This is a genomic window from Furfurilactobacillus milii, assembly GCF_009864005.1.
GTDB classification, from domain to species: domain Bacteria; phylum Bacillota; class Bacilli; order Lactobacillales; family Lactobacillaceae; genus Furfurilactobacillus; species Furfurilactobacillus rossiae_B.
The window spans coordinates 488,572-509,691 of record NZ_WEZQ01000005.1; the positions used below are offsets into that span (position 1 = coordinate 488,572).

The window sequence follows — 21,120 nt, forward strand, 5'->3', positions numbered from 1 at the left end:
GGCTTTCTTAGCAATTAATGGTGATGCATTTTCACAAACATTTATTTTCACATTCCTCATTATGGGCTTAATTTCCTTTAAAAATGGGATTGTCAGAGTCTAAACTGTAATGGGTTTAATTACAGTTTAATAAGAGTGTGTCTTAGTACACAATCACGCTAAAAAAGCATAAAGTTTCGCTTGACGTTGCGAACGTTTGTTTGTATTATTTATTCATAGCAAACGAATGTTCGAGGTGATCTTAATGCCCTATGATTACGATGCTTCAAAGGAACCACATGGCGTTTACTTTCTCATTGATAATAAGTCCTTCTATGCCAGTGTCGAGGCCGTCCAACGTGGTCTCAATCCTCTAAAAGAATTACTGGTTGTTATGAGTGAACAAAAAAACACCAATGGTGGCCTCATTCTGGCGACTTCACCTGATGCTAAGAAGAAGTACCATCTCACAGCTAATGTGTCTCGCCAGCGTGACTTGCCCCAAGACGAAAAACTCATTGTTGTGCCGCCACGAATGAATTTATACATTAAGAAAAATTTGCAAATTAACGATATTTTTCGCCGTTTTGTTGCAGATGAAGATTTATGGCCCTATTCAATTGATGAATCCATCTTAGACATGACTCATTCTTATAAATTATTTGGACAACAACCACAAGAAGTTGCCAAGCTCATTCAACACACAATTCGTAGAGAGTTAGGCCTGTACGTCACAATTGGTATCGGTGAAAATCCTGTGCAAGCTAAAATCGCTTTGGACGTATACGCTAAACACGCCCCAGATTTAATCGGTGAAATCCGCTACGATACTGTTCCAAGTCAAATCTGGACGATTTCTCAACTGGACTCTGTTTGGAGCATCGGTCATCGAACAGCCGCTCATTTAGAACGAATGGGAATTCACACGATGAACGATTTGGCCCACCATAATCCCTACGATTTGACTGCTGAGATGGGGATTATTGGTGCCCAATTATTTGCTTTAGCATGGGGTATTGATCGTAGTCAAATACGTAAACGTGTCAAAGTTCATGAAGCTAGTCTAGGAAATTCACAAGTATTACCACGTGATTATAATGATCAATTTGAAATTGAAACAGTTATTAAAGAGATTGGCGAACAGGTTACGGCTCGTTTGCGCCACCACCACAAACTAGCAGGCTGTCTTTCTCTCTCCATTGGTTTTTCCTATGCTGCTAGCGAACAAGATGGCCGCGGCGGTTTTCATCAATCGATCCGCATTGATCCAACTGACAGCAACAAAATCATTGTGAGCCACCTAACCAATATGTTTCGCAACCAGTGGCAGGGTCAAACCATTCGTAACATTGCTGTTTATACATCACGGTTATCCCCTAATACTGGTCAGCAACTTGATTTATTTTCAGACCCTCAACGACAAATTAAGAACGCCCGCTTTGAGGCCATTGTTGACGCTATTCGTGACCGTTATGGTTTTCGTGCCATTGTCTTTGCTCGAAGTATTATTCACGGCGGCACAGCTATTAACCGTGCCTCACTGGTGGGAGGACATAACGGAGGAAATGCATATGAATAAAGATTTAGATTTAATTTGCCAACGCATCGATGAACTATTTCTACGACAGTACAATACCCGCTATTGGCTGCAGATTGTCGATGATCCCTATGACAAAACGTATAATTTTTTCTTTGACAGTCTAAAAAAGGCTCATCGAGAGAAATCTGTCCCCTTACATACTGTCACCATTTATGATCTAACGTATCTTGAGGAGCTTGTTGACGATATTCAAAAGCACACCCAATTGAGCATTCAGTTTGAAGGTTTTACTGGTCAGCATTGGCCAAAATCACAACGGATCATCCAAAGAAAGAAGCATTGGGATGAGTGATGAAAAGTATCCTGATTACGATCCTAAAATTGTGCAAGACTTTTTCGACAACCATTATGTCGATCGTGGCATGCTCAAGTGGCAAGGTTATTATTTATCAGATCATACTAGCGCTTTAAACAAAGAAGCAGAAGAAAAGCAACGTCACTTTGAACCAAAGCCACTGCAATCTATGACCGAAATAAGCCAGCGGTTGGCCACAGCATATGCCAATATTTATCGTGTCAGTATCCAATGTTACGCCCACAATAGTGAGGGTAAACTCTCTGCTGACATCATCGGTCATGTGAAAGGCTACGATGATGTCAGTGTTTATATTGAAGAGAATGGTTTTCTGCGCCTTGACGATATTCGCCATGTCACGGTGTTAAAACCATAATTAGCATTTTTATTCGCTGGTATCATTAAACCATTGTTTTACTAAAGAAAAGCCTGTTGGCACGTTGGGTAACAAGTTTTGGAGTAGTTCTCTTATAAATTTCGTTTGACATGTTTCTCATTGTCGTTTAATATGTTTTTAACTTAATTTTTCTGCTGAACTGATGTGGTGGATGCGTTAATTAGTGATCTAAAGAGAGCACCAACGGCTGGAACGGTGTGTTGACTGATTAATTAAAGACCCATTAGAGCGTATTTTTCATGAGAAATACCGGTGTTACCCGTTATCGTAAACTGCATATTCGTGTGCAGTAAGGAACAACAGCCAAATTGCCCGTTGTTCGAACAAAGGTGGTACCACGTGTAAACGTCCTTTGAATCCATGTTGATTCAAAGGACGTTTTTATTTTTCATTTTAAAAAATAAAACAGTCAGATATAGAGAAAAGGAGTTTGCAATGACAAACGAAACCAAAAACAACGACAACGCTCATCTGCAACGATCATTAACAAGCCGCCATATTACAATGCTGGCATTAGGTGGTGCTATCGGTGCTGGTCTGTTTAAAGGCAGTGCCAACGCCGTCCATACTGCCGGTCCTTCGGTTATTTTATGTTACCTGCTTGGTGGTTTAATTCTGCTATTTATCATGCAAGGCATGGCCGAAATGGCCGCAAATAATCCATCCGCCACCGGCTTTTCAGGTTTGCTACAACCAATTCTTGGTCCCTTTGCGGCTTATTTAGTAGACTGGGCCTACTTTACGATGTGGTTTGTGGATTTAACAGCTGAAGCCGTGGCCGCGGCCAGTTTTATTCAAATCTGGTTTCCAACCGTTCCTACCTGGCTAATTGTTTTAGTCATTGCGGTCGTCATTTCTGGCATTAATCTACTTTCAGTCCGCTGGTTTGCCGAAACAGAATACTGGCTAGCCATTATGAAAATTGCGGTTATTATTTTCTTCATCTTCGCTGGCATCTTCCTAATTGCTCGAAACATGATGACCACTAACCATGCATTTGTTAATTTAACCGTTCACGGTGGCTTCTTTCCTCATGGTGCTTTTGGCTTTCTAAGCGCTATGTTGATCGTAATTTATTCATTTGCCGGCTCAGAATTAATCGGGATTACACTAGGCGAAGTGAAGGATCCACAAAAAGTCATCCCGCACGCAGTTCACGGCATCATGTTCCGGATCATTTCATTCTATCTAATTCCTTTTTTCATCATCGTCACCCTATTTCCATGGGACCAATTAACGGATAAAGTCAGTCCATTTGTCTCAGTATTCCGGTTATTAAACATTCCGTTTGCCTCCGACATCGTTAACTTCGTTATTATTCTAGCGTTGATTTCCTCCATCAATTCTGGTATTTACTCAGCATCACGGCTCTTATTCGTTCAAAACCAACGCAACAAACGTCAAACGAAGGTTACAACTGCCTTAACCCGGTTGAATAAACATTTTGTCCCTTACATGGCCGTCCTTATGTGTTCACTATCTTTATTTGCCGGTGTACTGCTTACCTACTTTATTGGTAATACATTATTTGATTATTTAGTCGGCTCAATTAGTTATACAATTTTAGTAATATGGATTCTGCTTTGTCTGGGTCATATCCGCAGTCGTCGCTATAAGTTTGATGACACTACTTACCACGTCAGCTTGTACCCATGGACATCGTACTTTTCTTTAATTGCATTAGTACTTGTCTTCTTTGGTATTCTTTTCTCCACTAATATCATTGTCACAATACTGACCATAGCGATATACGTTGGTATCTGTGCTTACTACTACTTTACGCAACGAGAATCGTTGCACCGGAACACTAAATAAATAGCTTCAAACCAGGACTTGCAAAGTGAATATGCAAGTCCTTTTTGTATAGTTGCATTGATTTCCCCTAGTGCTAGCTTTTCTTTCGTGGTGTCGCCTTCCTTCATGTGTAATAATGAATAATTGCTAGGAGGTGTTCCGAACGAACGATATTTGGTATTAGCCGTAATTACTATAGCCCCAAAAGCTGTCTCCGTTGCGATAGTTAAACGATGAAAGTCTGGCAGTTGCGTTGCTGAAGCCAAATATGAAATGCTTCAGGTGATTGGCAATCAGGTTGTTTAAGTGAACCAGATGAAACGAGCAGCTACTACGTCAATGTCATTTCAAAAAAATGCGGGTGAATCTATGACTGATACCGCTATATCAGTTGAAGCCTATCCTGATGAAACTATTTCAGAGAACTAAATCATATTTATGCAGGTGAAAAACATGAAAGATTTTTGGAAATTAATCAGTATACTCATTTTGATTTGGCTTGTAATTACATTCTGGTGGGTACTACTCCTTATTGCTGTTGCCACCTTACTTGTATGGGGAATCATTAGGTATCGTCAGAAACGAAAAAGAGTTATACATATGTCTTCCGATCGAAAAGACATCACGTCGACTACTACTTCTCAAGAATTTGATGAACAGATTAAATCTGCCAAGCCTATTAAACAAGAAAAATCAGTTGTTGAATCAATTAAGCAAGCCACGTCAGAACCAAATTTTAATTACAACGCACCAATTCATATTGACCGACCCGTAATTCATCAATTGCGCCGTAAACTAACAGATTTCGTTGTAGTTGATATTGAAACAACTGGTTTTGACGAATATGAAGATGGAATTACACAAATCTCCGCTGTTAAATACAAAAATGATATTGTGACCGATACATTTGATACTTATGTAAAACCTGGCTGTGATATTCCCCAAAAGGTTCAATTTCTCACGCATATTACCAATGAAAAAGTTGCGAATGCACCAACTGCTAAAGATGCAATCGAAGAATTGAAATCGTTTGTAGGTAACATTCCTCTAGTTGGGCACAATTTCAGGTTTGACCTTAAGTTTTTGATTCATAATGGTTTCAATTTGTCCGATATTTCGTATGAAGACACTTTGCCGATGTCAAACAGTAAGTTGCCCGAGCTTGATAATCATAAGTTGCCCACCCTTAAACACTACTTTGGAATAACCAACGAGTCTCATAACTCACTAAACGACTGTAAAACCACTGGTACAGTCTATCAACATCTTCGCGATGACGACTTAGACTCCGTACCAATTTCTGAGCCTACAACTACCAAGTTTGCTGGTTTACGCTTCTGCATCACCGGTCAATTTATGGAAGCAAGTCGCGATGAAATTTCAGAATTAATCATTAGAAACGGCGGCCGAGTGACAAAATCTGTTTCTAAATTAACGAATTATCTAATCGATGGCATTCAAGTGGATGTACGCCTTACAGATGGTGTACATAGCGGAAGTGAATTAAAAGCTGCCGAGCTGATTCAAAACGGATCTGCATTAAAAATAATCGATTACCAAGCACTACAAGAACTTTTGGCTAATTCGACTACTACTTCAGCGTAATCAAAAAGGCACACCCTTTTGGATATGCCTTACAGGCCCGTGGCTCAGTTGGTTAGAACGCTCAAATTATAAAGAGATGTTGGTTCAAGTCTAACGGGAACTATCGTGACAAAATAATTTTAAGGATAAAAATATGCTTAGTTTAAGTGAAATTGCAGATGAAAAGAAAAAGAATGGCTACCCAGATAGCACGGACAATTGTATTTTAGTGCAAAAAACCTCGGCACAATTTAGCTTTTACTTTGACTCGCTTACCCATTTACCATTTGTCATTAGCGCAGAGACAAATGGTCTTCTATTCATTGGCCTAACTCAACATGGAAAAATCAATGGTAAGAATAAATTTATTCCCGCTGATCAGTTAGGACTAATTGAATTCACACCTGTTTTATTTATGTACTTCCCAAACGCCTTTGTTTTCAATGCGATGAAACTTAATATTGATGAACCTGTCGTTGGTCACACCACATATATTGCATTTACATCGATGCTAGGTCAAAGATTTTGGAAGAATCACATTGAGAATGTTCAAAAAATAATTTCTCAATACCCCACGCCTAATTCCTAGTATGCTCACGGTTGAAAAATACTTTCATCCCCGTCGAAAAGTTTGAAAGCGTGGCTTGTTAGGCCTTGGTTAGATGGAGAGTTTATGTTTCCACAAAATGTTTGGCACGACTATCGGAAAGAAAGGCAGTTATAGCAGAACCAAAAAAGTTAAAAAATAGCAAATGATCGATTGGACCAATATGTATAGATCCAATTAACGGTAAACGGAAGAAAACCCACAAGACTTTTACTTTTATGCTCGCCGAGATTTAACCATGCTTAATATATCAAGTATGGTTAAACGACGCCTCTCTGAATCATCAACATATAACTGTGCTAACTTATCACACAACCTTTAAGGCTATGATAGAAAAGGACGTCGATGACGTTGGCAGCGGTCGATAATAAATTTATTGCTGCCTTTCTCGGCCACAGTGTTCAAACTTTGGAAAAATATTATGTACGTGAAACTGAGGACTTACAAAAACAGAATTCAGATTTGCGAGAACAATTTTTCCGTGACCAAGGTCTTGGATAGTCTCCCAATTTGTTGACTGAAAGTTGTCTATACTGCAAAAAAAGACAATAAATATTGCCTTCAAATTGTCCAAACTTTTAGTTAATAAAAGACGCTCAAATCCCCTCATCTAAGGATTTGAGCGTCAAACGGGACTATCATCGACCTACGAGATACGTCCTTCTGAGAGCGGGTGACGAGAATCGAACTCGCGACACAAGCTTGGGAAGCTTGAATTTTACCACTAAACTACACCCGCATTGAACCAACTTTTATAGTGTAGCATAGCGCCCTCAATCTGTCATTATCGATTTATGCGTTTGGACTAAAAATCAAAGAATCAAAGCCAAGAAAAAATCGTCGAGACTTTTAAAAGTTTCGACGATTTTTCAAATGTTTCCACACACCCTGAGCTGGATGGCCGTCAAAGATGAATGTAAGCCGTGAACGTGTTGTTAATCAGGCGTTTTATACCGGATTTACAACACAGGACGGTTGAAAGGACTCGGCACTCCACGAGGCTTGTCAACGAGGTGAAAGACTTCGAACTTCAGAAGGCTTGAACCGGTCCCACGGCGGCATTCATCTTTGACAACCGCAAGCGTCAGTCAGAACAGACAACATTTAGATCACGTGACGTTCAAATGGTTCGTCGCTGATGCCTTGATCCAAAATAGTCTTGCACCATTCCTTGGCTGAGAACAAAGAGTGGTCACGGTAGTTCCCACAACTGTACTTGTCAGTGCCTTGAACGTCCTTCCATTCAATCGTGTCGCGAATTTCTTCCAATGAGCTCTTCAATGCCTTGGCAACTTCTGTTGTAGAGTGTTCACCCCACATAATTAAATGGAAACCAGTCCGGCAACCGAATGGTGAACAGTCGATGACACCGTCCATGCGGTCACGTAACAAACCAGCTAATAAATGTTCAATGGTATGTAAGCCGGCAGTTGGAATCGCATTAGTGTTAGGTTGTACCAAACGTAAATCATAGTTGGAAATGGCATCCCCTTTAGGTCCACTTTCAACTGTAATCAAACGAACATATGGTGCCTTAACCTTCGTGTGATCCAATGTAAAACTTTCTACTTTTGCCATAATCTACTCGACTCCCTTATTTTTTTAGTGCACTAATCGGTTTAATAACTTCAACCTTCGTGCCATGGAATTCATTCTTAATATAACGCTGAATGCCCTTGTTACGATAGAGCTTAATCAACTTTTTAACGGATTTATTATTCCGGTACTTATCACCTGCTGCCAAAATGTTGACATCTTGGTTCGTTTCACGGCTGACTTTTTCATGGACCAATGAGTCCTTGAGAACGTTCAAACCGCCATCTTGTGCGACTGTATTGGACATTAAGACAGCATCAACATCTGATAAAACCCGTGGTCCAGTCGAACCATCAATTTGTCGAAACTTTAATTGACGTGGATTACTCTTAATGCCGCTCACATTACCAAGTGCATTGAAATTAGGCTTCAACGTAATTAATCCAGCCGTTTTTAACAGCTTCAGGCCACGAGTTAAATTAGCTGGATCCTCCGGAATGCCAATAGTTGCCCCTTTTGGTAACTGTTTTAAATGCTTAATCTTCTTCGAATACAATCCCATTGGTTCTAGATAGGTCGTACCAACTGCCGTTAGCTTCTTCGTCGGATTTTCCTTGTTATAAGCCTGCATATAACTAAATGACTGAAATGCATTGACCGGAATCGTCCCATCGCCAGTAGCCTGATTTAACTGAACACTATCCGTTACTTCTTTAACATGAATTGTGAGGTGCGCTTGTTTAGCTGCTGATGATTTAGCAATGTGCCGCCAAATTTGAGCATCTGTTCCCTGTGTCCCAACGGTCACACTGCTTGCACTAGCACCGGTCGATGTTCCTAATCCTAATACCAGTCCCGCCGCAATGGCGACAGCCACTAGAATTTTTTTAGAATGTTTGATATAGATTACCCTCATTCATAACTATTTTGATAAATCCGTTTAAAACTCACTGGTTGCCTGGCCTACTTTTCATCGACGCCCCAAACTTCTTCGGCAATCGATTTAGCTAACGCAATCTTAGCCCACTGATCATCTGGCGTTAAAATGTTGCCCTCTTCTGTTGAAGCAAAACCACATTGTGTACTCAAACATAAACGGTCCAACGGGACAAACTTTGCGGCTTCATGAATACGATCAATAACTTTTTGCCGATCTTCGAGCTTGCCATCTTTCGATGTTAATAATCCCAGTACAACCAATTTGTCATCGCTAACCTTTGCCAATGGATCAAAACTCCCTGAGCGGTCTGAATCATATTCCAAATAATAGGCGTTAACATGTTCCTGACTAAACAATGGATCTGCAACTTTGTCGTAACCACCAGCAGCAGCCCAGGTTGAGTGATAGTTGCCACGGCAAATATGGGTATTGACAGTTAAGTCTGCCGGTAATCCATCAATCACAGAATTGTTAATGTTTAAATATAATTGTTTTAGTTCGTCGTCAGTTGTTGGTTCACCACCTGCAAGACCATTAATAAAGTCCTTTGGCAGTGTTGCCACCAACATTCCCCAAGTACAGTCATCCAATTGAATGGTGCGCGCACCAGCGTCATACAAATCAGCAATAACTTGTTTATAAGCCTTAGTAATATCAGCGAATAGTGCCTCATCAGTCGGATATATCTTCCGAACCTCGGGCAAATTAGTTGGGCTCAATAATTCAACCAACAATTGCGCTGGTGCCGGCAAAGTTTGTTTGACCTGAACACCCTTGCTGACATGAGCCTGAGTAAATTTAAAGTGATCCACAAACGGATGGTTGTGACCATCAATTTTATCGGTTACCGTAACGGTCGCTTTACGCGTTTCTTCACCATGGAAGAAATAACCATGTTCAGGGACTTTATACGAGATGCCTTGAAAGCCCCAGAAAAAGTCGAGGTGCCACCAACTTCGACGGAATTCACCATCTGTGACCGCCTTGAGGCCAGCAGTTTCCTCCTGCTTGATTAATTTAATGATTTCGGTGTCTTCAACTGCCGTCAATGCAGCACGATCAATTTTTCCTGCAGCAAATTGTGCCCGCGCTTGCTTCAAGGTTTCTGGTCGTAAGAAACTGCCGACAATATCATACCGAAATGGTGACTTGGTCCGTTTAGAAAAAGAAATTGCTTCACTCATATTCAAAAGCCTCCTGAAAGATGTTGTCGCTGTATGCGGCATTTTTAATTAAAAACATTGATAAACAAAAAAATCCGTCCCTAACTGTCACTTCTGACAATCAGGGACGGATTTAACCGTGTTACCACCCTTATTTACATCATTTTCACAAATGATGCCTCGACGGTACCTGTTGATACCCGGCAAGTTAACGGTTGCAACCGTTCAGTCGGCGTGAACCGACTGAATCGCTCAGAGCTCATCTTCATCACTGTGTCGCTGTCCCTTTCTCACCAACCGGGTTCTCTTTATCAACTGTCGAGCGATTACTCTTCTCTTCAACGCTTAATGTTTATCTAATGTTTTCTTAACGTTGAATTCAAGATACAGCGAAATAAATTTAGTGTCAACCACTTTTTTCAAGAAACATTCAGATAATCGCAACTATCTAATGGCAGCACGTTTATTTATTTTTGAACTGAAAAAGCTTTAATACCACGTTTCAGACGTCCTAAGCCATCTTGTAGTTCGGCGTCAGGGCAAGCCACATTCATCCGGACAAATAAATTACCATTGCCACCATATTCCACACCATCAGACAAGAATAATCCCGTTTTTTGGCGAATAAAGTTACAAAGTGCCACCGAATCATTAGTAACGGCGGACACGTCTAACCACATGAGGTAAGTCGCTGCACCACTGGCAACTGTTACCTCTGGCAGTTCATTACTCAAAAAAGTCGTCACTGACCGTTTGTTCGCGGCTAATTGCTTTAACAGTTCGTTTAACCACGGTTCACCCTTAGTGAAGGCCGCTACCGCAGCATCTATTGCAAAAATATTTGGTTCAGCAATCTCATCGTTATTAATGCCTCGATCAATCCGTTCGCGAATGGCCGGATTAGGAATAATCATGCTCGATGTTTGAACACCCGCCAAATTAAACGTCTTTGTCGGTGATACACAAGTAATACTATTGTTGGCCAAATCGCTACTGATCGATGCAAACGGTGTGTACTGAACAGTTGGATCCGTGACAATATCACAATGAATTTCATCCGACAATACTAGCACATGGTGTTTCAAGCACAATTCACCAATCTGCTGCAAAGTTTCCCGCGACCACACTTTGCCAACAGGGTTAGCTGGATTACAGAGAATCATCATCGTCGTTAATGGATCAGCCAACTTGGCTTCCAAATCATCGAAATCAATATGGTACTGACCGTTTTCATAGACCAAATCACTGGAAATCTGACGCCGACCATTATTAATAATCGAATTATAGAAAATGTTGTAAACAGGTGCTTGGACTAAAACCTGTTCACCTGGATTCGTCATCCGCCGAACAGTTGACGAAATGGCTGGCACAACCCCGCTACAGAATAAAATCCAGTCCGTTTGCACAGCAAATCCATGACGCTTGCGCCACCAGTCTGCCACTACCTGATAGTAGTTGTCTGGAATGATGGAATAGCCAAAAATCCCCTTAGCAACCTTATCAGCTAACGTTGCCTTGATTTCTGGTGCCGTTTGAAAATCCATGTCAGCTACCCACATCGGTAACTCATTGTCGGCCACATCCCATTTTACTGAATTCGTGTGGCGTCGATTAGGAACCGTTGTAAAGTCGTATGTCATTTCACTGTCACCCCAGTTTCCGTAATTGTTGTCTTGCTAGGATCGATTTGGTCCTCCTGCAAGATAATCTCACCAATAGCTGGTGCTGTAATTTCACCGCTAACAGGATTTTTGACACTGTCAATTTTAGTCGTGATATCAGCGTGAACGGATGAATATTCGAACGCCAAGTTGGTTTTGATCAGTGAACAGTTCTTCATGACCAAGTTATCCATGTAACAAAGCCCTTGTTCACTTTCGATCCGACAATTAATAAACGTAATGTTCTTTGAATTCCAACCTAGATATTCACCGATGATGGTGGAATCATAAACGGTCACATTTTCACAGTTCCAAAAGGCGTCTTTTGATAGCATCGTGGCGTTGTGAATTTCAATATTCCGTCCACCGTCAAACGAATAGTTACCAGACAATTGAAAATCATGGGCAACGATGTTTTGACTGTTCATGCCAAAATAATCGCCCTTAGCGGATACATGATCCAAGGTGATGTCGTCACAGCTCCACAATGTTTCCTGAGCAATTGGCATCTGCACATTGGTCAAGTGAATGCCACTGGCACGACGAAATGTTTTCGGTGCCTCAATTAAACACTGTTTCATATCAATGTTGTGCGTATACCAAATGCCTGAACGTGCCGTTTCCAGTAGTGTCGTGTTTACTGCGCTGACATCCGTACAGTACCAAAGTGGATATTTCCATTCAAACGTATCGTGTTCTAGCGTCAGGTGATGGCCCTCTTTAAGTGGTGATTCCCCGTCTGCAAAAGTTGTGTTGGTAATATTTAAATTAGCGGCATTGAATAATGGCCGTTCACCAACGTATTGTTGTTGATCAATATTTTTCAAAAAGGATTCGCTTCTTTCATGTTCAAGTTCTTAAAACTTCGGTCAGCCGATTGAAGGTAACTAACTGTTACTACTTTACCCCCTTCGAGCAACTATAAGGCAAACTTTTTCAAAAAGAATTTTACGCTTCAAAATAAACTTTCATATTTGAACCCGGTTATAAAAAAGATTCCTGCGGATTATACACCACAGGAATCACTTTGAATTATCTGCTAACCGAACTCACGAACTAGCAGTTATTATTTTTTCTCATCTTCCGCATCATCGGCATTTTCTTCATCCGGATCCGGTTCTGGTACTGGTGCAGCTTTAATGACCTTAATATCACCGTTCTTAACGACGGCACGACGATTCATTTCACTGACAGTCATGCTGTCAGCGTCATTGTAATCATCAATCAATACAAGTGCCGAATTTTCATAAACTTTTTCTAATTCGCCACCGAAATTGTGTTCAAACGGTCCAAACTTTTTCGCAGTGACAACATCACCAACATGTAATTCAGCCATTAATTTCACCTCAATTCCCGTTCTCTTCGGCAAGAAGGTAAACGGGTTATTCTGGTCTTATGCCCAACGCATACGAGTTTGTATGTTATCAAAAAAACAACTGGATTTCAAGTCTTATGTTTCGAACTTCAACTATCCTGCTTCGTACTGTGCTGTCCAGCTCGACTTAACCCGTGCGGGGCTTGTGTCGAATTTGGGACACTGATTTCTGTGTGATCACCCGTCCCGGATTCCGCCGTCACTTGTTTAGCCTGCTCATTTTGATCATGCATGTATTGTAAATTATGCAACTGTCGAATAGCACGCAGGTAGGACGGAATCAAAACGATACAGGATCCTAGCCAAGCCAATGGCTCCGCTGATACAGCTCCAGCATAGCCTAAGGGGCCAACTAGGAAAAAGGCCGTGAAAGAACGCATAACGAGTTCCGCAATGCCGGCAAAGGTCGGCATTGCTTGCTGACCAACACCCTGTAACGTGTTACGAATAATGAACAGTACGGCCAGTAACACGTATGAACTGGCAATCACGTTGAAGTAGGTTTGCGACAACCTCATGACAGCTGGGTCATGTCCACTAATAAAGAGGCTCACTAACGCCTTACCGAAGATAATTTCCAACGCACCAATCACAATCGCAAATGAGCTGGATAAAATCAGCGTCTGACGAACACCTTTAATAATGCGGTTATACTTACCTGCCCCAATGTTTTGGGCCGCAAACGTCGCCATGGTTACGCCAAACGAAGACATCGGCATTGTGGCAATTTGGTCAATCTTGCTGGCCGCTGTTGAAGAAGCAACCGAAGCGGTTCCTAAACTGTTTAAAGCCGCCTGCATAACAATGGCACCAATCGCGATTATTGACATCTGAAAGCCCATCGGTAACCCCGTTGCGAAATGTTCCCACAACTGACCAGCCCCTGCACGCATGTCCTGACGGTTGATCCGCAGCAATGGTACGTGGCGCCAGATGTAAATCAAACATAAACCGGCCGAAATAACCTGAGAAATAACTGTGGCCAATCCTGCACCAGCAACGCCCATATGAAAAATTAGAATAAACGCTAATTCCAACACAACATTGACGACCGTCCCAATGATCAAAAAGTATAGCGGAGTCCGTGAATCACCCAGTCCACGAATCATGTTTGATAACAGGTTGAAAGCAACGGAGGCAAAGATACCAGCAAAAATAATGGAGATAAAAATTAGAGCATCGTGATAAATTGCTGCTGGTGTCTGCATCAAATGTAAAATGGGATGAACAAACGCCAACGAGAGTACTGTCAGAACAACGGTTACAAACAAACTGATCCAGATGCTTGCCGCAAAACTTTCACGAACACCCTTCAAGTCCCGTGCGCCAAACCGTTGCGCTGTCACAATCGAGAGGCCAGCCGTCAGTCCTTGGGCAAACCCGATAATTAGAAAACTAATGGATCCGGTTGAACCGACTGCGGCCAATGCGTTGACGCCCAATGTTTGACCAACGACCAACGTATCTGAAATGTTGTATAATTGTTGAAATAAATTCCCAATAAGTAGGGGCATCGTGAACAAAAATATTAATTTGATTGGATTCCCCTCAGTTAAATCGTGCACGTGACCCCTCCTTAAAATTGTAAGACCTGCTCATTTTTGTGATGCATGTTAAGGCCTGTATAAACATTGATTGTACCGCTTAACGACACGGTTTAACAATGCTAAGATAGCTTCAGTTTCATGTCAAGTTGATTCACTCAAAAAAACTTGATTCAGAAAGGAAAAAATATGAATTTTCTAATTGCCAGTCATTTTTGGATTGCCATTTTACTAATTCTGACAGTTCTCGCTGGCGTGTTCAGTAAAACAGAAAAGCGCGTCAAATGGTGGCTAATGTGGAGCAGACTACTCTACATGGTGATGATTATCACTGGTTTCATTGCTGCAACCAAGACCTGGTCAACGGTTCCCATCCTCACGATTTTAAAAGGTGCGTTGGCAATTCTGCTTATTGGCGTCGTTGAAATCGTCTTCGCTAGAAAGCAAGAAACCCACGTCACTCCCTGGCTGTATGTCGTCCTCGGCTTGCTGTTTGCCGCTACCATTATCCTCGGCTACACCATTTACAGTTTGACTGCCTAATCATCAGAACACAAACAATCCTTACCGTGACAATGACAAATGGAAAGCTCATTTTCATTTGTCATGGCATATAAAGACAGCTCACATTTTTGAAGTGAGCTGTCTTTTTTGTCGCTATCTTATCTTCCATGGGCAACAATGGCCCAAGCTTTAGCAATACTAATCTTACAAACGAGATAATATTACGCTTCAATATCCGCAATCACTTGTTTGGCAACGGCCATGTCAGTCGGGTATGGTGTGTCTACCCCGCGAATCTTTTGATAAGGATCCTCACCCTTTGCTGCCAACACAACCACATCATCAGCATGACTATCACTAATAGCTTCACGGATGGCAGTTGGTCGATCAATCTGAACGTGAACATCAACCCGGTTGTGATCAATATGTTCATCAATCTGTTGGGCAATGTCAGCAGGATTTTCGAAACCAGGATCATCAGCGGTTAAGTATGCTACGTCGGCCTCTTCGTTCAACGCTTTACCAAACCCTTCTCGACGCGAAATTCCCTTATCACCAGGGCTACCAACCACCACAATGATCCGGCTATCAGCATACTGCTTCCGTAAGAACGACAGCAAAGCTTTGACGGATGCGTAATTGTGGGCATAATCAACGAACACCATCCCGTGATTCTTGGTGGCAACTGATTCAAACCGACCGGGTACCGTGATATCCGGTAATGTTTGCTGGGCTTCGGTAGCTGTCGCTCCGGCTAGACCAGCGGCAATGATTGATGCCACCGCGTTATTTTCATTGTAATCACCAGGCAATGCCAATTGATACTCGCCATCCAAATTCAGTTTGGCTGGCGTTAGATCCGTATGCGACACCGTAAATTTAGCATCCTTCAGGGTATCTTCATTGCTGTGATAGCGGAAGTCGATTGGCACATCAATACTTGGCTTGTAGCCATCATGAGCATACAGATAGATATCCTCAGGTTCTGTCGTTGCCTTAGCAGCCATATAAATATCTTCTAAGTGATCCGTTTCTGCATTAATAATGCACTGGCGAGAATTGACTAAGAGCTGTAATTTACAGTGCAAATAGTCAGCAAACGTTGGGTGCTCGTTGCGCCCGATATGATCTGGCGTGATGTTTAAAAAGATCCCAACATCATACGTCAAGCCATACACACGGTTCTTCTTGTACGCCTGTGAAGACACTTCCATGACCAGCGTCGTCATGCCAGAATCAACGGCTTCACGCATATCATGAAATAAATTGAGTGATTCAGGTGTCGTAAGATCAGACTTAAATTCTTGCTCTGGTTTTGGTCCTGAAATCCGGTCAATGGTTGAAAATAATGCGGTATGTTTATTCGTCGTCTGTTGCAGAATTCCTCGCGTAAAGTAAGCAGAGGTTGTTTTCCCCTTCGTCCCAGTGAAAGCCACAATAAATAGATCATCTTGTGGGTAGCCAAAAAAAGCAGCGCTCAACAGTGACATTGCTTTTTGAATATCCGCCACGATAAAGCCAGTGGCCTCGCACTCTTTAGCCGCAACTTCTGATACATAGGCCGTGACACCCGCATCGACCGCCGTAGTTAAATACTCCGGCTTGAAGTTACCCTTACAGAAGAATAAGCCATTCGGCTTTGCCGTTCGTGAGTCGTATGTGACATCGGTCACTACTAACTGATCATTGGCATTTATCACGTTGGTCAACAAATGGTGCTCACGTAAAATCGTCAAAATTTCTGATGCTGATAATTGTAATTTCGCCATGCGTTCCCAAACTTCCCTTTATCTTTCTTGAATATCCAGTATACACCAGAACTATCAACCAACGCCGCCATTTTTCTTAACAACTAAAGCTTTGACTAAACCTTAAGTATTCATTTTCAGTTATGACATTGGTAACGGTCAAAACTACTGATGCATTTCCGTTCTGTCTGGGAACCAGTAACTGCCCTCAATCGTGTCCAGTAACGTGACTAACTGTTTAGTTTCTTCGATATCGTGAACCCGCAGAATACGACCACCGTGCAAATACATATAGGCCTCGGCAATCAACGTTACGGATAGGCGATCTTCCTTTGCCAAACCGAACAGTTTATGACCAAAACCCTTTCGCGAAATGGCAATCATGATCGGTCGTTCAAACGGCAAAAACTGGTTGATATTGCGCATCATGGTGAAATCCTGGTAGCCATCAGCCACTTTGGCGTACCCAATCCCTTCATCCAGAGCGATCCGCTGTTCATCAATACCAGCGTGTTTCAGTGCATCCAAATTCGTTTTAAAGAAATCTGTCATTGCCGTCGTTAAATTATCGTATTCGCGGGCACGACTTTCATGCATCGTTAACAAACCAACATTACTCGAAGCGAGTAGCGGCAGTTTTTCAGGATTATCAGTAAAGGCGTTAACGTCATTAATGATATCAACCCCTTCGTCCAATACCGCCTTCATCACCGGTAACTTATAAGTGTCAACCGCGATTCCCAAATCAGGATATTGCGCCTTAATGGCCTTAATATAAGGCATAACCCGTTGAATTTCAGTTTCTGGCGTAATCTCCGTAAAGTGTGGTCGCGTCGTCTGACCACCAATTTCAACCACGGGCACACCTGCTTGGGCAAACTCACCCGCCCGTTTCAACACGGAATCCATATCATGGTAGCGGCCACCATCGTAAAATGAATCAGGACTGACGTTTAAAATTCCGTAAATCAGTGGTTTGGCGGTCACATTAAAATCAAAACGCCCTGCTTGCCAATGAATTTCATGTTGCTGCCGAATCGCGGCGACGCCTTTTGCCAGCACATTATGATCAAACTGACGACTTAATTGCTGTTCCAAAACTGGCAAAGCAGCCTCATTAACCAATGTTTGCACAGTATTACCAGCCACTGTGACTACGGCATCAAGATTGCCCATCAAGTTGACCAGTCTGGTTCGATCATCCGCATTATCGAGTTCAAACATCAATGCCAGCTGACGCTGATGTTTGATGGCATCTAGCAAAGCAGCCTCGGCCAGACCATTAGTTTGACTGAGGTCGTCAGCGTTTATTTCTGTAACTTTCATGTCGTATCCTCCCACTATCGCAACTGTGTCAATAATTTAGGCACTGCAATGCCCCTTGGTGTAAACGGAATGCGCGCCTGATTCGGCAGTTGAGCCAGCGTCAGTCCTGTTTTAGAATCCCACATAATCCGATCAAAGCCGACACTGTACTGGCCGACTGGCACAAACGGAATCCGGAACCGGCGCTGCCCTGTCGCCGTGAGCCACTGACCATCGTGACTAAGTACTGTCAGTGTTGTCGTCAACATTGCATGACGGTTCGTTTGCGTGCCTAATAAACGTAGAATGTAACGATTCATGGCCGCATCATCATGCGCATGGGCGGACAGTTCGCGCATCGTTGTCACCCCAAAGTGGTCTGGCAATGCGTCGACAAACAGGCCACTGTCATCGGCCACGACGGTCGCTTCTGGCAAGCGTTGTTGAATAAACGTTGCCTTGCCTTCAGCATTGTTTTTGAAATCAGCAGTCCCTTCTTTGGGAAATTGTAATCGACCAAGATAAGTCCAGTAAGGGCGAATCGTCTGACCAAAAAAGGCAAACGTCCGTGCCAACTCGGCAAATTTTTGTCGATTGTTGGTTGCTGCGACAAATAGTGGATTAGTCATTTAAACCAGCCTCCCGCAACGCCCGGATAAGGTAAAAGCTCCCCGTCACAATCACTGGTGGTTCAACGTTTCGTTTGCGCAAACAAGCTAAAGCATCACGCGCAGTCGCCGTTGAAAACACCGCTACGTCATTTAACTGTAGTTTGGCCAATGTATCACCCACCATCTCAGTTAATGCATCAATCGGTAGTGCTCGCTGATGCTGATCTGGAACCGTTAACACAACTTGCTTGGCCAACGGCAGCAATTCTGTCAACATCCCCGCCACGTTTTTATCAGCTAAAAAGCCAAGTACAAACGTAAACCGACGTGTTGGCGCCACCTGCTTTAACAACCGAATCAGCGACTGAATCCCATCTGGATTATGAGCACCATCGACCAGCAATCGGGGATGTTTATCGGTTGCTGCTAACGTCGTCAATCGTCCAGGCAAAGCTGCCTGATTAAAGCCCGTTCGCACGGCATCTTCATCAATGCGGCTGTCATGTTCAGCGACTTGTTTTAGCACCGTCAGTGCAGTGGCCGCATTAGCTAATTGATGCTGTCCAGCCAAATTAAGATGAACGTGATGCCAAACCGACTTGCTGGACCAATGAACGTCCACCGTCGTTCCGTCCAAGCCAAATTGAGGATTGTCAAACCATGTCTGTTTACTGGCTAGCATCACTGGCACGTGAACACGCGCTGCCGTTTGTTCAATAACCCGTTTTGCATCATCACTTTGACTAGGCGCAATCACTACCTTCGTGTTCGGTTTGATAATGCCCGCTTTATTTTGTGCAATCTTTGCAATCGTGTCGCCTAAGATGCGGGTATGATCCAACGCAATGTGCGTAAACACACTGAATCGTGGGGATGTAATCGCATTAGTAGCGTCCATCAAACCACCGAGTCCAGCTTCGATAATCATCCAGTCCACGTGTTGTTCAGCAAACCACGTCAACGCAATGACAACCTCCCACTCAAAAATGGTTAGTGGTGCGTCGTCCGGCACAATCTTTTTGACAGTCGACAACAGTGTCTGATACAAACGGACAAATATCTCTTTGCCAATCATCTGCCCATTAATCACAATTTGCTCGCGCTGATCTGAAATGGCAGGACTCGTAAACACACCGACTTTATGACCGGCAGCAATCAATGTATCGGCCATCAAAGTAACGGTAGATCCCTTGCCGTTTGTGCCAACCACATGAATAATCGGCGCTTGCGCATCGGGTTGTCCGACCGCCGCTAGTACTTGGCGCAATAACGGCACACGATCCTCGTCGCCCGCAAGCATTGCTTGATTCATTTCATTAATTAATGTCTCATACGTTAATGTTGCCATGTTCGGCCCTCATTAAAAATTCCTGGCGTAATGCGTTATTTGTTTTAAACTCACCCAAATATGTCGCTGTCTGCGTAACAGACCCCGTCTTGTTAACACCGCGCATTTCCATGCACATGTGTCGCGCAGCAACGCTCACAGCCACTCCAGCCGGTTTCAAAATTTTTTCTAGTTCAGCAGCTACCTGGTTCGTAATGTTTTCTTGTACTGTTGGTCGGCGGCTGACATAATCAACGAGCCGAGGAATCTTGCTAAGACCGATAATAGTCCCGTTTGTGGGTACATAGGCAACACTGACACGACCAAAAAATGGTAGTAAATGATGCTCACACATCGAATAAAACGGAATTTGACCGACGACAACCATGTCGGCGTTATCCTCTTCATGAAATAGCTTGTAATCCTTAAATGTCGGTTGTTCCAGCGAAGAAAACATCTCGGCGTACGCACGCGCCACCCGTGCCGGCGTTTCGACAAGGCCAGCCCGATCTGGATCTTCCCCTACTGCAGTTAAAATTTGGCGGACAGCGCCTTCAATTGTGGCTTGTTGTTCATCTGTCATTAATGCGTGTCTCCTTTAAAACAATTTCTAAATAACGAACTTATGTAAGATTGTTAGCCAAATGACTAACAATGCTAATAATTCAAAGGTGTTACGATAATTTGTTGATTTGTTGATGATCGTCCGTTTCAGCTAACCAATCACTGACCTGTCTCTGAATTGCGCGATCATCCCCACTAATTTCTAAAATCGGTTCGAGCACAAACCGCCGATTTGGCGCTTCGGGATGTGGCACTGTGAGCGTTTTCGTATTGATGTGTTCATCACCATAAAAGATGATATCTAGATCCATTGTGCGTGGTCCCCAATGGATGAAACGATGACGGTGCTGTGCTTGTTCGATTTGATGAACCAATGCCAGCAAAGATTCTGCCGACCGTTTGGTGTCAATGGCAACCGCAGTATTCAGGAAATTGTCTTGAACCACGCCGCCAACGGGTTCAGTGATATAAAAATGAGCCGTTTTCATTGAGACAGTCGCGTGATCCGCGCGCAATTGCGCTAACGCATACAATAAGTGTTTGCGTCGGTTACCAACGTTCGATCCCAAACTTAAATAAGCCATGG

At 42.8% G+C, this 21,120-nt stretch carries 21 protein-coding genes and 1 tRNA gene; 8 read left to right on the forward strand and 14 right to left on the reverse strand.

Going from position 1 to position 21,120, the window contains the following annotated elements; all coding sequences use genetic code 11:
• The first annotated feature begins 244 nt into the window (after positions 1–244).
• The 7 genes from GB993_RS05125 (at position 245) to GB993_RS05155 (ending at position 6,757) form a co-directional block, all read left to right on the forward strand.
• Positions 245–1,558: a Y-family DNA polymerase gene (locus GB993_RS05125; protein WP_161003331.1), complete on the forward strand. Its 1,314-nt coding sequence runs from the start codon at positions 245–247 to the stop codon at positions 1,556–1,558.
• Positions 1,551–1,871, forward strand: a complete 321-nt coding sequence (locus tag GB993_RS05130; RefSeq protein ID WP_017261656.1) for a hypothetical protein — start codon at positions 1,551–1,553, stop codon at positions 1,869–1,871. The genes GB993_RS05125 and GB993_RS05130 overlap by 8 nt, the downstream gene beginning before the upstream one ends.
• Entirely contained in the window at positions 1,864–2,250 is a 387-nt protein-coding gene (locus GB993_RS05135; protein ID WP_161003332.1) for a hypothetical protein, read from the forward strand. Before GB993_RS05130 ends, GB993_RS05135 begins: the two co-directional genes overlap by 8 nt.
• 456 nt (positions 2,251–2,706) lie before the next feature.
• Positions 2,707–4,086 carry an amino acid permease gene (locus GB993_RS05140; protein WP_161003333.1) on the forward strand — a complete coding sequence of 460 codons (1,380 nt, stop codon included), beginning with the start codon at positions 2,707–2,709 and terminating at the stop codon, positions 4,084–4,086.
• A gap of 432 nt (positions 4,087–4,518) precedes the next feature.
• Entirely contained in the window at positions 4,519–5,670 is a 1,152-nt protein-coding gene (locus tag GB993_RS05145; RefSeq protein ID WP_161003334.1) for an exonuclease domain-containing protein, read from the forward strand.
• A 133-nt stretch (positions 5,671–5,803) separates the two neighbouring features.
• Positions 5,804–6,238, forward strand: a complete 435-nt coding sequence (locus GB993_RS05150; protein ID WP_161003335.1) for a hypothetical protein — start codon at positions 5,804–5,806, stop codon at positions 6,236–6,238.
• Between the two features lie 363 nt (positions 6,239–6,601).
• A complete protein-coding gene (locus GB993_RS05155; protein ID WP_161003336.1) occupies positions 6,602–6,757 on the forward strand; it encodes a hypothetical protein in 156 nt (51 codons plus the stop codon).
• Positions 6,758–6,924: 167 nt separating this feature from the next.
• On the opposite strand, the gene GB993_RS05160 is transcribed toward GB993_RS05155, so the two are convergent.
• From GB993_RS05160 to GB993_RS05195, 8 genes are all read right to left on the reverse strand, one after another.
• A tRNA-Gly gene (locus GB993_RS05160) sits at positions 6,925–6,995 on the reverse strand.
• Between the two features lie 365 nt (positions 6,996–7,360).
• On the reverse strand, positions 7,361–7,834 hold the full coding sequence (locus tag GB993_RS05165) for an S-ribosylhomocysteine lyase (RefSeq protein WP_161003337.1): 474 nt from the start codon (positions 7,832–7,834) through the stop codon (positions 7,361–7,363).
• A gap of 16 nt (positions 7,835–7,850) precedes the next feature.
• On the reverse strand, positions 7,851–8,708 hold the full coding sequence (locus GB993_RS05170) for a MetQ/NlpA family ABC transporter substrate-binding protein (RefSeq protein WP_162854043.1): 858 nt from the start codon (positions 8,706–8,708) through the stop codon (positions 7,851–7,853).
• Positions 8,709–8,755: 47 nt separating this feature from the next.
• On the reverse strand, positions 8,756–9,916 hold the full coding sequence (locus GB993_RS05175) for a 5-methyltetrahydropteroyltriglutamate--homocysteine S-methyltransferase (RefSeq protein ID WP_161003338.1): 1,161 nt from the start codon (positions 9,914–9,916) through the stop codon (positions 8,756–8,758).
• Between the two features lie 446 nt (positions 9,917–10,362).
• Positions 10,363–11,535 (reverse strand): MalY/PatB family protein, encoded by a 1,173-nt coding sequence (locus GB993_RS05180; RefSeq protein ID WP_161003339.1) that lies wholly within the window; start codon positions 11,533–11,535, stop codon positions 10,363–10,365.
• Positions 11,532–12,383, reverse strand: coding sequence for a DUF3737 family protein (locus GB993_RS05185; protein WP_161003340.1), 852 nt, complete (start codon positions 12,381–12,383; stop codon positions 11,532–11,534). The genes GB993_RS05180 and GB993_RS05185 overlap by 4 nt, the downstream gene beginning before the upstream one ends.
• Before the next feature lie 239 nt (positions 12,384–12,622).
• Positions 12,623–12,892 (reverse strand): hypothetical protein, encoded by a 270-nt coding sequence (locus GB993_RS05190; protein ID WP_017261645.1) that lies wholly within the window; start codon positions 12,890–12,892, stop codon positions 12,623–12,625.
• A gap of 128 nt (positions 12,893–13,020) precedes the next feature.
• Complete coding sequence (locus GB993_RS05195) at positions 13,021–14,496, reverse strand: MATE family efflux transporter (protein WP_161003341.1); 1,476 nt, start codon at positions 14,494–14,496, stop codon at positions 13,021–13,023.
• A 168-nt stretch (positions 14,497–14,664) separates the two neighbouring features.
• Here GB993_RS05195 and GB993_RS05200 point away from each other — a divergent pair, with 168 nt between their 5' ends.
• The gene (locus GB993_RS05200; protein WP_161003342.1) at positions 14,665–15,018 is read left to right on the forward strand and encodes a DUF1516 family protein; all 354 of its coding nucleotides are present in this window, start codon (positions 14,665–14,667) and stop codon (positions 15,016–15,018) included.
• Positions 15,019–15,200: 182 nt separating this feature from the next.
• Here the strand turns inward: GB993_RS05200 and GB993_RS05205 are convergent, their stop codons facing one another.
• The 6 genes from GB993_RS05205 to folK all read right to left on the reverse strand — a co-directional run bounded on the left by GB993_RS05205 (position 15,201) and on the right by folK (position 21,118).
• A complete protein-coding gene (locus GB993_RS05205; protein ID WP_161003343.1) occupies positions 15,201–16,748 on the reverse strand; it encodes a UDP-N-acetylmuramoyl-L-alanyl-D-glutamate--2,6-diaminopimelate ligase in 1,548 nt (515 codons plus the stop codon).
• Positions 16,749–16,892: 144 nt separating this feature from the next.
• Positions 16,893–18,053 (reverse strand): dihydropteroate synthase, encoded by a 1,161-nt coding sequence (folP, locus tag GB993_RS05210; RefSeq protein WP_161003344.1) that lies wholly within the window; start codon positions 18,051–18,053, stop codon positions 16,893–16,895.
• A 14-nt stretch (positions 18,054–18,067) separates the two neighbouring features.
• A complete protein-coding gene (locus GB993_RS05215) occupies positions 18,068–18,661 on the reverse strand; it encodes a non-canonical purine NTP pyrophosphatase (RefSeq protein WP_161003345.1) in 594 nt (197 codons plus the stop codon).
• Positions 18,654–19,991 (reverse strand): bifunctional folylpolyglutamate synthase/dihydrofolate synthase, encoded by a 1,338-nt coding sequence (locus GB993_RS05220; protein WP_161003346.1) that lies wholly within the window; start codon positions 19,989–19,991, stop codon positions 18,654–18,656. Before GB993_RS05220 ends, GB993_RS05215 begins: the two co-directional genes overlap by 8 nt.
• Positions 19,972–20,553 carry a GTP cyclohydrolase I FolE gene (gene folE, locus GB993_RS05225; protein ID WP_161001484.1) on the reverse strand — a complete coding sequence of 194 codons (582 nt, stop codon included), beginning with the start codon at positions 20,551–20,553 and terminating at the stop codon, positions 19,972–19,974. Before folE ends, GB993_RS05220 begins: the two co-directional genes overlap by 20 nt.
• Positions 20,554–20,644: 91 nt before the next feature.
• On the reverse strand, positions 20,645–21,118 hold the full coding sequence (gene folK, locus GB993_RS05230; protein ID WP_162854062.1) for a 2-amino-4-hydroxy-6-hydroxymethyldihydropteridine diphosphokinase: 474 nt from the start codon (positions 21,116–21,118) through the stop codon (positions 20,645–20,647).
• Between the last annotated feature and the right edge of the window lie 2 nt (positions 21,119–21,120).